This is a genomic window from Roseovarius sp. EL26, from assembly GCF_900327775.1.
GTDB lineage: Bacteria > Pseudomonadota > Alphaproteobacteria > Rhodobacterales > Rhodobacteraceae > Roseovarius.
The window spans coordinates 632300-645219 of sequence record NZ_OUMZ01000005.1; the positions used below are offsets into that span (position 1 = coordinate 632300).

13 protein-coding genes are annotated in these 12920 nt (G+C 54.7%); 9 read left to right on the forward strand and 4 right to left on the reverse strand.

The window, feature by feature from the left end; all coding sequences use genetic code 11:
* Window positions 1-9: 9 nt before the first annotated feature.
* Window positions 10-1230, forward strand: a complete 1221-nt coding sequence (acdA, locus tag D9A02_RS04970; RefSeq protein WP_254054547.1) for a 3-sulfinopropanoyl-CoA desulfinase — start codon at window positions 10-12, stop codon at window positions 1228-1230.
* A gap of 2 nt (window positions 1231-1232) precedes the next feature.
* Here acdA and D9A02_RS04975 read toward each other — a convergent pair whose 3' ends face one another.
* Genes D9A02_RS04975 through D9A02_RS04985 form a run of 3 tightly spaced genes read right to left on the reverse strand, consistent with a single transcriptional unit; the run spans window position 1233 to window position 3288 of the window.
* Window positions 1233-1928 carry a VOC family protein gene (locus tag D9A02_RS04975; RefSeq protein ID WP_120499850.1) on the reverse strand — a complete coding sequence of 232 codons (696 nt, stop codon included), beginning with the start codon at window positions 1926-1928 and terminating at the stop codon, window positions 1233-1235.
* Window positions 1925-2542 carry an enoyl-CoA hydratase/isomerase family protein gene (locus D9A02_RS04980; protein ID WP_120499851.1) on the reverse strand — a complete coding sequence of 206 codons (618 nt, stop codon included), beginning with the start codon at window positions 2540-2542 and terminating at the stop codon, window positions 1925-1927. Before D9A02_RS04980 ends, D9A02_RS04975 begins: the two co-directional genes overlap by 4 nt.
* Entirely contained in the window at window positions 2539-3288 is a 750-nt protein-coding gene (locus tag D9A02_RS04985; RefSeq protein ID WP_120499852.1) for an SDR family oxidoreductase, read from the reverse strand. The genes D9A02_RS04980 and D9A02_RS04985 overlap by 4 nt, the downstream gene beginning before the upstream one ends.
* A gap of 128 nt (window positions 3289-3416) precedes the next feature.
* Between D9A02_RS04985 and D9A02_RS04990 the strand changes: the two genes are divergently transcribed.
* The 4 genes from D9A02_RS04990 (at window position 3417) to D9A02_RS05005 (ending at window position 8134) form a co-directional block, all read left to right on the forward strand.
* The gene (locus D9A02_RS04990; protein WP_120499853.1) at window positions 3417-4937 is read left to right on the forward strand and encodes a DUF2125 domain-containing protein; all 1521 of its coding nucleotides are present in this window, start codon (window positions 3417-3419) and stop codon (window positions 4935-4937) included.
* A 142-nt stretch (window positions 4938-5079) separates the two neighbouring features.
* Window positions 5080-6423 (forward strand): TldD/PmbA family protein, encoded by a 1344-nt coding sequence (locus D9A02_RS04995; protein WP_120499854.1) that lies wholly within the window; start codon window positions 5080-5082, stop codon window positions 6421-6423.
* The gene (locus D9A02_RS05000; RefSeq protein ID WP_120499855.1) at window positions 6410-7189 is read left to right on the forward strand and encodes a 3'(2'),5'-bisphosphate nucleotidase CysQ; all 780 of its coding nucleotides are present in this window, start codon (window positions 6410-6412) and stop codon (window positions 7187-7189) included. The genes D9A02_RS04995 and D9A02_RS05000 overlap by 14 nt, the downstream gene beginning before the upstream one ends.
* 63 nt (window positions 7190-7252) lie before the next feature.
* Window positions 7253-8134: a DMT family transporter gene (locus tag D9A02_RS05005; protein ID WP_120499856.1), complete on the forward strand. Its 882-nt coding sequence runs from the start codon at window positions 7253-7255 to the stop codon at window positions 8132-8134.
* Here the strand turns inward: D9A02_RS05005 and D9A02_RS05010 are convergent.
* On the reverse strand, window positions 8088-8912 hold the full coding sequence (locus D9A02_RS05010; RefSeq protein ID WP_120499857.1) for a glycosyltransferase: 825 nt from the start codon (window positions 8910-8912) through the stop codon (window positions 8088-8090). The two genes, D9A02_RS05005 and D9A02_RS05010, sit on opposite strands and share 47 nt — an antisense overlap.
* Before the next feature lie 413 nt (window positions 8913-9325).
* Here D9A02_RS05010 and rpsL point away from each other — a divergent pair, with 413 nt between their 5' ends.
* The 4 genes from rpsL to D9A02_RS05030 form a co-directional block, all read left to right on the forward strand.
* A complete protein-coding gene (gene rpsL / locus D9A02_RS05015) occupies window positions 9326-9697 on the forward strand; it encodes a 30S ribosomal protein S12 (RefSeq protein WP_085807572.1) in 372 nt (123 codons plus the stop codon).
* A 12-nt stretch (window positions 9698-9709) separates the two neighbouring features.
* Window positions 9710-10180 (forward strand): 30S ribosomal protein S7, encoded by a 471-nt coding sequence (gene rpsG / locus D9A02_RS05020; RefSeq protein ID WP_120499858.1) that lies wholly within the window; start codon window positions 9710-9712, stop codon window positions 10178-10180.
* Window positions 10181-10201: 21 nt separating this feature from the next.
* The gene (gene fusA / locus D9A02_RS05025; protein ID WP_120499859.1) at window positions 10202-12319 is read left to right on the forward strand and encodes an elongation factor G; all 2118 of its coding nucleotides are present in this window, start codon (window positions 10202-10204) and stop codon (window positions 12317-12319) included.
* An 87-nt stretch (window positions 12320-12406) separates the two neighbouring features.
* Window positions 12407-12920 (forward strand): GTP-binding protein (locus D9A02_RS05030; RefSeq protein WP_120499860.1); only part of this gene is annotated, 514 nt, incomplete at its 3' end.

The window sequence follows — 12920 nt, forward strand, 5'->3', positions numbered from 1 at the left end:
GAGACTGAGATGTCGCGCACAACAAATCCATATCTGGCCCGGGCAAAGGAACTCGTCCCGATGTTTGCCCAAAATGCTGCCCGATGGGATCAAAGCCGCAGTTATTGCTGGCCAAATGTGCGTGCGTTGGCTGACGCGGGTCTGATTGGCATGAGCATTCCGCAAGCCTATGGTGGGCAAGGAGCGAGCCTTTTGGAAACCGTGCATGTGGTCGAGGAAGTCGCCAAGGCCTGCACTTTGACTGCGCGTATTTTGGTTGAGGCGAATATGGGCGGCATCAGCGCGATCATGGCCTATGGCACATCTGATCAAAAAGCGCTCTGTGCGCCATACGTGCTGTCAGGGGATAAACCCGCGATCTGCATCACCGAACAGGATGCAGGAAGTGCGGCAACCGACATGCAAACAACCGCACGTCGCGCAGGTGGGGAATCCAGGGGGACTTATACCCTCAATGGCGCAAAGCATTGGATCACCGGTGGTGGGGTGTCAAAAGTGCACCTGATTTTTGCCCGTGTGTTGGATGAGCGTGGCTTAGATCTGGGCATTGGTGGCTTCATTGTCATATGCGATCCGGCTAAGGGCCAATATCCCGACGGGTTCAAAGTGGTCAGCCGTGAACGTACTATGGGGCTTTGTGGCATGCCCGAGGCAACGCTGGAGTTTACGGACCTTGTGGTTGAAGCCAACCATGTCCTGATCCCGCCGGGTGGGTTTGCCCGTGGCTTTGCGGAACTGATGACCGCCTATAACAGCCAGCGGGTGGGGGCGGGAACCATCGCGATGGGCGTGGCGGCTGGGGCATTGGACCATGCCAAGCGCTATTTGTTGGAACGCGAGCAATTCGGGCGCCCGTTGGCGGAATTTCAGGGTCTTCAGTGGATGCTGACGGATATGGATGCGGGTGTGCATGCCTCACGTCTGATGCTGCACGAGGCGGCACAATCCGGTGGGCCGTTTCCAGATATGACCATGGCCGCGCGGGCTAAGATGTTTGCCTCGGAAACGGCGATCAAGGTGGTCAATGATGCGTTGCAGATGTTTGGCGCACGTGGTTATGGCGATCAAGAACCGTTAGAGCGGATGTACCGTGATGTGAGGATGTTCACCATTGGCGGCGGAACAGCGCAAATTCTACGTAATCAAATCGCGGGCAGCCTGTTGGGCATCAAAACCCCGCAAACCCGCGAAGGGCATTTGAGCCATCCACATAGCATTGCAGCACAGTAGTTCTATCGGTTTATCTCAAGTGCGAGATAGTTCGGGCTTTTACGGATCTTGGAGCCTGGGCAATGTTGTAGCTCAAGCGTAGAGTAGGGGCGTTTCCACAGCCATTCGCGATTTTCGACCGCCTGCAAATCACTGTTGGGCGGAATGTCATCCGTGAAAGCCAAAAAATATAGGGTAAAGCCATATTGCGTAACCGGTTGGATCGACAAAAGGGTCATGCCATGCGCTTGATAGGCGTCTAACTCCTGCTCGATATCGGAACAGCGCAGGGTGATCTGACCAATCCGCGCCCCGCCGCCCAACGGCAAATCGGTGTGCCCTGCATCTTTGGGGCGGTTGTGCTCAAAGTCGTGCTGTAGCAGCTCGATCACAAAACCTTCGGGGTCGCTGAGATGGCACATGTAACCGATGTCACCAAACTGGTTTGGAGAGGAGACAGGTATGCCCGCAGAGGTCAGCTGCTGATAAGCGATATCGACATTGGGAAGGGTGATGCCAATTTTCCAATAGTTGTCCGTACGGTCATGGATGTAATCGCCCCCACCGGGACAAAGCACCAAAGTGGTATCTTCGTGCCCATAACCCAGCCGGACGCTATCTCCTTCTGGCGTGGCGCGCATGCCCATATATTGGGTATAGAACTTGGCCAGTTTTTGCGTATCACGCACCGCCAGCCTCAGCGCAGAGAGCTTGCTCATGAAGCGCCCTGACAGAGTGCCTTGATGCCCTTTGCGATTGCTGGATCAGCTGCAACAGTATCGGTCGCCAGATCACTTGCGGTTTGCAGCAAGGCATCAGGGTCAACAACGCGATCGAACAGACCCCAGTTCAGAGCGGTTTGCGTGTCGACCTTCTGCCCTGCCATCAGGATCATCTTGGCATGTGATGGTCCAACCAGCGCAGCAAGGCGTGGCGGATCAGAGGGCTGCGGCAGAAACCCCAGCTTCATCACCGGATAAAACGCTTTTGCACCGGGCACAGCAATGCGTAAATCGCAGGCCAAGACCATGCCCATCGCGCCCCCGGCCACCGTACCGTTCAAAGCCGCAATTGACAGGCCGGGCAGGGCGGCAATCGCCGTTGAAAGGCGCTCCCATACCGGACTCACAGCCAATCCCGCGCGTGCCGCCTCCAGATCAGCTCCTGCAGAAAACACCTTGCCTGCGCCGGTCAGGATAAACGCCCGCGCCTCCTGTGCGGCCTCTGCAATTTCCGCCAGTTCGGTCAGCATCGCTTCGGTCAGGGCGTTGGCCTTGTCCGGGCGGTTGAGGGTGACAGTCCAGATCCCGCCCTCTTTATTCAGTTCAATCATGTTAGCCCTATGCGTTTGCGGATGTCTTCGTCGCGAAGCGAAATTTCCTGGCCCAAAAATTCATCAGAATCGGTGCCGCACATCCATAACAACGCATTGGCGGGCCATTCTGGCGGGATATGATCTGACCAATCCAGCTGTGCCACCGGGTTCACTCCGCTGGCCTTGATTTCACGCTGCATTTGCGTGGCCACCGTGCCGGGCGAAAGGCCAATGGCGCGTATCCCGTTAGCGGATCCTTCCAAATGCGCCGCCTCAGTCAGCATCTTGGCCCCGGCTTTGGATGCACAATAATGGCTCCAGCCTTCCAGTGCCCGATGTGCCGCGCCCGAGCTGATGGTCAGGATCGTACCACCACCTGCGGCCTGCATCACTGGCATCGCGGCACGCATGCCGTAAAAGACGCCTTTCAGATTGACATCAATCACATGCCCCCAGGCATCGGGATTAGCTTCACTTAGGTTCGAGATCGGCTCAATTATACCGGCATTTCCAATCAAGACATCCAAGCCACCAAAGGTCTTGCAGCAGGCTTGGACGGCGGCCTCGACCTCCCAATAACGCGATATATCACAGGGAATCGCGATGGCCTGGCTACCAATTTCTCCAGCCAGTTCTGCAATGGCATCCGCGTTTCTCGCAACTAATGCGACGTTTGCGCCGGCTTCGGCAAAACGACGCGCGGTCGAGGCCCCGATGCCACGGCTGGCGCCGGTGATCAGTGCGGTTTTTCCTGCAAGCGTCATAATCTCTCCTCATTCGGTGGTCAGTTGCATTTGTAGGTAAACTTTTGCTGCTGATCCGGCAACATCCCCTTGACCCCACCGGATCATCAGCAGACATTATAGCGGATTTTAAACTGAAAGGGACCTCTATGGCCGCGTTCAAATCTACTGCCACATCGGCGGTTGCCCTTAGCATTTTCATGACGGGATCGGCTGCATTCGCTGACGTAACTGCCGAGCAAGTATGGGCAGACTGGAAAGAGTATATGGCTGGTTTCGGCTATGAGGTCGAAGCGACCGAAAACCAGTCTGGTAATCAGCTTGTTGTTTCGGACCTTACGATGAAAGTCGATATTCCGGATGAAGAGGCCGATGTTTCCATCACAATGGGGCAGCTGACCTTTTCTGAGAATGGTGATGGCACCGTTTCCATTGCCTTGCCAACTGAGTTTCCGATCGTTGGCGCAATGGAAAGCCAAGGTGAAAACATTGGGTTCAACCTGAACTACATCAACCAAGACTTTGTCATGACCGTCTCAGGCGATGCTGATCAGATGACTTATGATTATTCTGCAGCTCTGGCAAAAATCAGCCTTCTGGACGTTGTCGTAAATGGCGAACCGGTTGAAATTGGCCAGGTCGAAGTGTCTGTCGCGGATACGAAAGGTCAGTCCGTGATGACCATTGGCGAGCTGCGCGAAACTCAGCAAACCATGACCTCGGGCACCGTTGATTATGTGATCGATATGAAAGATCCCGAGAGCGACGATCAATTCAAAATGTTGGGTTCTTTCGGTGGCATGAATTTTGAAGGCACCAGCAGTATCCCGGCAGAGATGGACGCGACAGATGTTGCGGCGATGCTGGCCGCAGGGTTCGCCTTTGATGGTAAGTTCGGTTACGGAGGCGGCACAGTAGATTTCGCAATCAATGGTGACGGAAGCACTTTGGAAGGCAATAGCGCCTTTGGTGGTGGCGACTTCGATATCGTCATGGATGAAAAGGCATTGGGCTATAACGTAAGCCTGACAGATATGGACCTGAGCCTGAAAAGTGGTGATCTACCTTTCCCGGTTGAGTTCAGCATGCAGGAATATGCAGCTAAGCTGCTGATGCCCGTTGGTAAAAGCGACGAGGAACAGGACTTTGGTCTTGGTGTGACATTGGCTGACTTCACCATGTCCGATATGATCTGGGGCATGTTCGACCCTTCAGGTCAGCTACCACGTGATCCGGCAACCGTGTCATTTGATGTGACTGGCAAGGCCAAGATGGCAATCGACTTGATGGACCCGGAAGCGATGGAAGCGGTTGAAAGCGGCGATGTCTCCTTTGGTGAGCTGAATGCAATGAACCTTAATAACCTGACTGTAAGTCTGGCCGGTGCCGAGCTAACAGGTGATGGCGCGTTCAGCTTCAACAACGACGATCTGGAAAGCTTCGGCGGTATGCCTGCACCTGTCGGTGCGGTGGATCTGAAATTGGTTGGCGGCAATGGCTTGCTGGACAAGCTGGTGGCCATGGGATTTGTTCCAGAAGATCAGGCGATGGGCGCCCGCATGATGATGGGCCTGTTCGCGGTCCCAGGTGAAGGTGATGACACTCTTACATCAAAGATCGAAGTGACAGAAGACGGTCAGGTTTCAGCCAATGGCCAACGCTTGAAGTAATCTGAAGTTCTATCGATTTACCATAAGGCCGCAGGCTAATGCTTGCGGCCTTATGCGTTTAGGGTGCGCCGAATATCTGTTGCGCCCTTGCAGAGCGCGGGCCTGACCGCTACCTGTTCCGCCCGAGGCAGGAGACGCACATATGAGTAATCTTGAAACTGTGACTGACGCATTGCTGGCGGCTGCGACCAAGGCAGGCGCTGATGCGGCTGATGCAATGTCTATTCGCGGCCAATCCGTGTCAATTGATGTGCGTGGTGGTGCGCTTGAGCATTCTGAACGTTCAGAGGGCACTGATATTGGATTGCGGGTTCTGGTCTCTGGACGGCAAGCCTGCGTGTCTGCCTCGGATACGTCTTTGCAGACCATCACCGCGTTGGCAGAACGCGCTGTGGCTATGGCGCGCGAGGCGCCGGAAGACCCCTATGCCGGTTTGGCAGGGGCGCATCAGCTTGTCACGGATTGGGATATAGCCGCGCTAGAGTTGGCAGACCCAAGCGCAGAGCCATCACCAGATGAGCTTAAAGCAGATGCCATCGCCGCCGAGGCTGCAGCTTTGGCTGTCAAAGGTGTGTCACAGGTGCAATCTGCGACGGCTGGCTATGGTCAGACTGACGTTCATCTGGCTGCGACCAATGGGTTCTCAGGCGGATATACAAGGACCAGCCGTGGATTGAATTGCGTCGCAATTGCGGGCAGCGGTGCCGGGATGGAGCGTGACTACGATGGCGACAGCCGCGTGTTTCAAAGTGACCTGCGCTCTGCCGAAGACATCGGTACGCGCGCGGGTACGCAAGCGGTTGAACGGCTGGACGCGACCAAGCCGCCCACCGGGGCCTATCCAGTGTTGTTTGATGAGCGTATTTCATCGTCATTGATCGGGCATATCTTGGCTGCTGCAAATGGCGCGGCGGTGGCGCGGGGCGTTTCGTGGTTACGGGGTAGCCTTGGAGAGCAAATCTTGCCTGCTGGGCTCTCAATCATCGAAGACCCCTCTCGTCCGCGTGTCGGGGCGTCGCGCCCGTTTGATGCCGAAGGGCTGCCCGTGCAAAAACGCAGCATAGTGGATCAAGGTGTTCTGACCGGCTGGACACTTGATCTGGCCAGTGCGCGCCAGCTTAATATGCAGTCCACCGGGAATGCGGCGCGCGGCACCTCGGCTCCGCCCAATCCAAGCAACTGGAACATCTCTCTGACACAAGGCGACAAAGGCCGGGACGAGCTGCTGGCCGATATGGGCACTGGCCTGCTGGTAACCTCGATGATTGGTTCGACCATTAATCCGAACACTGGTGATTATTCTCGCGGAGCTTCGGGTTTCTGGGTGGAAGGTGGTGAAATCCGCTATCCGGTGAATGAATGTACGGTTGCGGGCAATCTGCATGAGATGCTCAAAACCATGATCCCAGCGAATGATGCGCGCAGTTATCTGTCGCGGGTGGTGCCATCGCTGCTGATTGAGGGGATGACACTTGCCGGTGCATGATCTTGAGCTCCTGATCGAGGCCGCGCGTGCGGCAGGAGAGATTGCAAGCGGTTTCAGTGGCGCAGATGCGCAGCGATGGGACAAACCCGATGGGGCCGGACCGGTGACCGAGGCGGACTTGGCAGTCAATGCGATGCTGGGCGACGTCTTGCGCGCGGCACGGCCGGACTATGGCTGGCTGTCCGAGGAAACAGAAGATGATCCTGAGCGTCTGACACGGGATCGTGTGTTTATCATCGACCCTATCGACGGCACTCGTAGCTTTATCGAGGGCTCCAACACCTGGGCCCATGCCCTGGCCATTGCTGAACAGGGGGTAGTCACCGCGGCGGTGGTTTACCTGCCTTTGCGTGACAAACTTTATGCGGCATCAGTCGGGCAGGGGGCAACGCTGAATGGCCAACGTATCACTGTTTCAGGACGCAATGCGTTGGATGGCGCATCGGTACTGGCGGTCAAGCCGACGCTCAAGCCCGAACATTGGCCTGGTGGGGTGCCCGACGTTAAACGCAGCCATCGCCCGTCGTTAGCGTATCGACAAAGCCTTGTCGCCGAAGGGCGGTATGACGCGATGATGACCCTGCGCCCGACCTGGGAATGGGACATCGCCGCCAGCGATCTGATCCTGCGCGAGGCTGGGGCTGCGACTTCAGATCGGACCGGGCAGGGGTTGATCTTCAACAATGCAACGCCGCGCTTGAACGGGGTGGTGGCGGCGAATGATGCCTTGCATGATGCGCTGATTAAGCGACTTACGGGTGGATAGATTTTCCTTGTTTGCCTGCGAATACTCGGTCTAATGCGCTGAGTGTTTTACAAAAGGTCTGCCATGCCCCGTTCTGACAATATGACCGGCGCGATGCTGATGATGGCATCCATGGCGGCATTTACGATCAACGATACATTCATGAAGATGCTGGCGGATGCCGCGCCACTGTATCAACTTTTGTTCATGCGAGGGATCTTGATGAGCCTTACCGTTGCTGGGTTGGTCTGGTGGATGGGTGCTTATCCACGTGGGATACCATCCCGGGATTGGTGGTTAATCGCGCTGCGTGCGCTTGCTGAAACCTGTGCTGTCTTTTTCTTTCTAACAGCGCTTTTCAATATGCCCTTGGCCAATATCACCGCGATTTTACAAGCGTTGCCATTGACGATCACGCTGGCGGCTGCGGTGTTCTTGAAAGAACCAGCTGGTTGGCGCCGTATGACGGCAATTCTGGTAGGCTTTGCTGGTGTTATGCTGATTGTCCGGCCGGGCGCTGCAGACTTCAACGTTTATTCTACTTACGGCTTGGCCGCCGTCGTATGTGTCACATGCCGGGATCTGGTCACGCGGCGCCTATCCCCTCAAACCCCATCTCTCTTCGTAACATTGGTCACAACCGTTGCTGTGATGATTGTTTTTGGGGTGCTCAGTCTGGGGGAGGCGTGGGTTGTTATGGAGGCGCGCGACCTAGGTGTCTTGATCGCCGCAGCGGCCTTTGTGACCATCGGGTTTCTCAGCGCAGTCATGGTCATGCGAGTGGGAGAAGTCAGTTACACCACGCAGTTTCGCTATAGTGGTTTGCTCTGGGCGTTGCTTTTGGGGTGGGTCGTTTTTGGAGACTGGCCGGATACGTTGACAATGATGGGCGCGCTTCTGGTCGTCGGCAGCGGGATGTTCACTTTGTTTCGCGAGGCGCAACTGGTGCGGAGAAAACCGACCTGACCTGATCGTCGTCAACATTGAAACGGTCTTTGAATAGTTGGCTGGTTTTTGGTGACAGCAATTGCAACTGATCTTCTTTCACACGGTCTCTGGAGTCGTTGTCATCGTGAAAGGCCCGCAAATACATGGTGGGCTCAGGCTCTACCATTGTTGGCATTGTTTGATGTAGTTTGTGATGTCCATAGTTCATTATGGTGAACTTATCTTCCGGGCGGAACATGGCCGCCAGCCCACAGGATAGAAAATTCGTTTTGACCGGGTGTGCACGAATGCCTTCTGAGGACAGCTTGACAGAATAACCCTGTTTGAATTCGAAAACCATGTTGCGCCAGTTTTTGCGCATTCTGGCGGTTTGATGGGCACGTCGGCGGATGAGCCGAACAAAATCCACCCCCACGGCATCATCATCGTCTAGACGAAACTGGATCGACTCAGGACGGTCTTCACCCAGTTCACTGAGGATCACCATTTGCGCCGCATGCCGATGTTTCATGACAGGTGTGTGGACGATTTTGATCTGTGGAACAGGGGCGACAAGATCTTGCAATCGCTCCAGATCCGGGCGCGGCATGTTTTCACCGATCATGATCAGAAAGGTGAAATCTTCATCCTGTTGCGCCTGAATCGAAGGCAGAGTGAGTGTCTCAAAATGGCGAAACCGCAGTTCCATGCGTTCGGGGTTATAGAGATAAGCCTCGCGTTCTGCGATGCTATCGTGCATCCGCTTGAAGCCGCCAAGGGCAGGATATGAGAACCGGCATAGACCAATGATGCGCACTTAAAACTCCTGCGTCGTTACTTGTAATTACGTATCGGTGGGATAGATCTGGGCGTCAACGGTCTAGCGCTCATTTTGGCGCTCATTGCCCGGTCCATAAGGTGCCCTGAGAGAGGTAAGGATCGGCAGATGCAGTAGGTAAGCCTGCCTTGGGGTCCTGTTGACAACTCAAGCGACTCCCCCTATACGCGCCTCATCCGGTAATGGGGGTCGCCCCGCACACCGATATCTAAACTGAACTATTCAAGATCTGAACACTTTAATTCGTTTGGATCCTCTGTGAACAAACCGCGTCGTTTACCTCGGAATGGGAACGATTGCGGTCATTACGCTTTGTGGACGCATAAGGTGAAAAGATTAACCGCACACGCAAGTGTGCACACACATGTGTTGAGAGACGGGGAAAGAACCCAATGCCAACGATCCAACAGCTGATCCGCAAACCGCGGCAGCCTAAAGTAAGAGCCACCAAATCGCTGCACCTGCAAGGGTGTCCGCAAAAACGTGGCGTTTGCACACGCGTTTATACAACAACGCCAAAGAAACCGAACTCGGCTATGCGTAAGGTTGCCAAAGTGCGCCTGACAAATGGTTTCGAAGTGATCAGCTACATCCCTGGTGAAAGCCACAACCTGCAGGAACACTCTGTTGTTCTGATCCGCGGTGGCCGGGTAAAAGACCTTCCAGGTGTTCGCTATCACATCCTTCGCGGTGTTCTGGATACTCAGGGCGTTAAAGACCGTAAGCAACGTCGTTCGAAATACGGCGCCAAGCGTCCGAAGTAAGAGGAATATAGTATGTCCCGTCGTCACGCCGCTGAAAAACGCGTAGTCCTACCAGACGCCAAGTATGGTGATCTCGTACTGACAAAATTCATGAACAACCTGATGATCGATGGCAAAAAATCAGTTGCCGAACGTATCGTCTATAACGCGCTGAACCGCGTTGAAGATAAAGTAAAGCGCGCCCCAGTGGAACTGTTCCACGAAGCGCTGGACAACATCAAACCGTCCGTCGAAGTTCGTTCGCGTCGGGTTGGTGGTGCTACCTATCAGGTTCCTGTCGAAGTGCGCCCTGAGCGCCGCGAAGCTCTGGCGATCCGTTGGTTGATCAAAGCCAGCCGTAGCCGCAATGAGAACACCATGGAAGAACGTCTGGCCGGCGAATTGCTGGATGCCGTTCAATCCCGTGGCTCCGCGGTTAAGAAGCGCGAAGACACCCATAAAATGGCCGAGGCGAACAAAGCCTTCAGCCATTATCGCTGGTAATCCCAAGAGGAAAACAGACAAATGGCACGCGAATTTCCGCTCGAGCTATATCGTAACTTCGGTATCATGGCGCACATCGATGCAGGTAAAACAACCTGTTCCGAGCGCATCTTGTTCTACACCGGCAAGTCCCACAACATTGGTGAGGTGCACGATGGTGCGGCCACCATGGACTGGATGGAGCAAGAACAAGAACGTGGTATCACCATCACTTCGGCTGCGACGACCACATTCTGGGAACGCACCGAGGATGGCGAAACTGCTGAAACTCCTAAGCACCGCCTGAACATCATTGACACCCCTGGCCACGTTGACTTCACCATTGAAGTTGAGCGTTCCTTGGCGGTTCTCGATGGTGCGGTTTGTGTTCTTGACGCCAACGCCGGTGTTGAGCCACAGACTGAAACCGTTTGGCGCCAGGCTGACCGCTACAAAGTTCCACGTATGGTTTTTGTCAACAAAATGGACAAAATCGGCGCGGACTTCTTCAACTGCGTTAACATGATCGAAGACCGTACAGGCGCGCGTGCCGTTCCTGTTGGTATTCCAATCGGTGCTGAAACCGAGCTGGAAGGTCTGCTTGATCTTGTGACCATGGAAGAGTGGCTGTGGCAGGGTGAAGACCTTGGTGCATCTTGGATCAAAGCCCCTATTCGTGACAGCCTGAAAGACATGGCTGACGAATGGCGCGGTAAAATGATCGAAGCGGCTGTCGAAATGGACGACGACGCGATGATGGAATATCTGGAAGGCAACGAGCCTGACGTTCCAACACTGCGCGCGCTGATCCGTAAGGGCTGTCTGTCGATGACTTTCGTTCCTGTTCTGGGTGGCTCTGCCTTCAAGAACAAAGGTGTTCAGCCTCTCTTGAACGCCGTAATCGACTATCTGCCCAGCCCGCTGGACGTTGTTGATTACATGGGCTTCAAACCCGGTGACGAAGACGAAGTTCGTGACATTGCCCGCCGTGCGGATGATGCAATGGCGTTCTCAGGTCTGGCGTTCAAAATCATGAACGACCCATACATGGGCACACTGACCTTCACACGTATCTACTCTGGTACGCTGGCGAAGGGCGACACGCTTCTGAACTCGACCAAAGGCAAAAAAGAGCGCGTTGGCCGTATGGTTATGATGCACTCGAACAAGCAAGACGAAATCACCGAAGCATTCGCTGGTGACATTATCGCTCTGGCGGGTCTGAAAGACACCACAACCGGTGACACGCTGTGTTCAACCGGCGAGCCTGTGGTTCTGGAAACAATGACCTTTCCAGATCCGGTGATCGAGATTGCTGTTGAGCCAAAAACCAAAGCTGACCAAGAGAAAATGTCTCAGGGTCTGCAGCGTCTGGCGGCTGAAGATCCATCCTTCCGTGTGGAAACTGACATCGAATCTGGTCAGACCATCATGAAGGGCATGGGCGAACTTCACCTCGACATCTTGGTTGACCGTCTGAAACGTGAATTCAAGGTTGAGGCCAACATCGGTGCACCACAAGTTGCGTACCGTGAAACCATTGGTCACGAAGTTGAGCATACCTACACCCACAAGAAACAGTCGGGTGGTTCAGGTCAGTTCGGCGAAGTGAAAATGATCATCAGCCCGACAGTGGCCGGTGAAGGTTATAGCTTTGAATCGCGCATCGTTGGTGGGTCTGTTCCTAAGGAATACATCCCTGGTGTTGAAAAAGGTATCGAATCTGTCATGGACAGCGGCCCATTGGCTGGCTTCCCTGTGATCGACTTCAAAGTTGCCCTGATCGACGGTAAATTCCACGATGTTGACTCCTCAGTCATGGCGTTCGAAATCGCGGCCCGTATGTGTATGCGTGAAGGCATGCGCAAAGCCGGCGCGAAACTGCTCGAGCCGATCATGAAGGTCGAAGTGATCACACCTGAGGAATACACAGGTGGCATCATTGGCGATTTGACATCACGTCGTGGTCAGATGTCCGGACAAGAACCACGCGGCAACGCCATCGCAATCGATGCGAACGTTCCGCTGGCCAACATGTTCGGCTACATCAACACATTGCGCTCGATGTCTTCGGGACGTGCCCAGTTCACAATGCAGTTCTCGCATTATGATCCGGTACCACAGAACATCTCGGACGAGATCCAAGCAAAATTTGCATAAAAACCGGGTGGCGGGCTTAAGTCCGCCCTACCCACCAACCGTAGGCCGGGCTTAAGCCCGGTACCCGATACAAGATAGGAGGCCATCATGGCTAAGGAAAAGTTTGATCGCTCAAAACCACACGTAAACATCGGCACGATTGGTCACGTTGACCACGGCAAGACGACGTTGACGGCAGCCATCACCAAGTATTTTGGTGACTTCAAAGCGTATGACCAGATCGATGGCGCGCCCGAAGAAAAAGCCCGCGGCATCACCATTTCAACGGCGCACGTTGAGTATGAGACCGAAGGTCGTCACTACGCGCACGTTGACTGCCCAGGTCACGCTGACTATGTGAAAAACATGATCACCGGTGCGGCGCAGATGGATGGCGCGATCTTGGTTGTGAACGCAGCTGATGGCCCAATGCCACAGACCCGCGAGCACATCCTGCTGGGTCGCCAGGTTGGCATCCCGCACATGGTTGTTTACATGAACAAAGTTGATCAGGTTGACGACGAAGAACTGCTGGAACTGGTTGAAATGGAAATCCGTGAGCTTCTGAGCTCGTACAAATATCCTGGTGACGACCTTCCTGTCCTTCCTGGTTCGGCTCTGG

Excerpts from the sequence above, each read along its gene's own strand:
- D9A02_RS04975 (WP_120499850.1), bottom strand. The coding sequence starts at position 1,928 with ATGAGCAAGCTCTCTGCGCTGAGGCTGGCGGTGCGTGATACGCAAAAA.
- D9A02_RS04995 (WP_120499854.1), top strand. The coding sequence starts at position 5,080 with ATGAGTAATCTTGAAACTGTGACTGACGCATTGCTGGCGGCTGCGACC.
- rpsL (WP_085807572.1), top strand. The coding sequence starts at position 9,326 with ATGCCAACGATCCAACAGCTGATCCGCAAACCGCGGCAGCCTAAAGTA.
- D9A02_RS04980 (WP_120499851.1), bottom strand. The coding sequence starts at position 2,542 with ATGATTGAACTGAATAAAGAGGGCGGGATCTGGACTGTCACCCTCAAC.
- D9A02_RS04985 (WP_120499852.1), bottom strand. The coding sequence starts at position 3,288 with ATGACGCTTGCAGGAAAAACCGCACTGATCACCGGCGCCAGCCGTGGC.
- rpsG (WP_120499858.1), top strand. The coding sequence starts at position 9,710 with ATGTCCCGTCGTCACGCCGCTGAAAAACGCGTAGTCCTACCAGACGCC.
- D9A02_RS05005 (WP_120499856.1), top strand. The coding sequence starts at position 7,253 with ATGCCCCGTTCTGACAATATGACCGGCGCGATGCTGATGATGGCATCC.
- D9A02_RS04990 (WP_120499853.1), top strand. The coding sequence starts at position 3,417 with ATGGCCGCGTTCAAATCTACTGCCACATCGGCGGTTGCCCTTAGCATT.
- fusA (WP_120499859.1), top strand. The coding sequence starts at position 10,202 with ATGGCACGCGAATTTCCGCTCGAGCTATATCGTAACTTCGGTATCATG.
- acdA (WP_254054547.1), top strand. The coding sequence starts at position 10 with ATGTCGCGCACAACAAATCCATATCTGGCCCGGGCAAAGGAACTCGTC.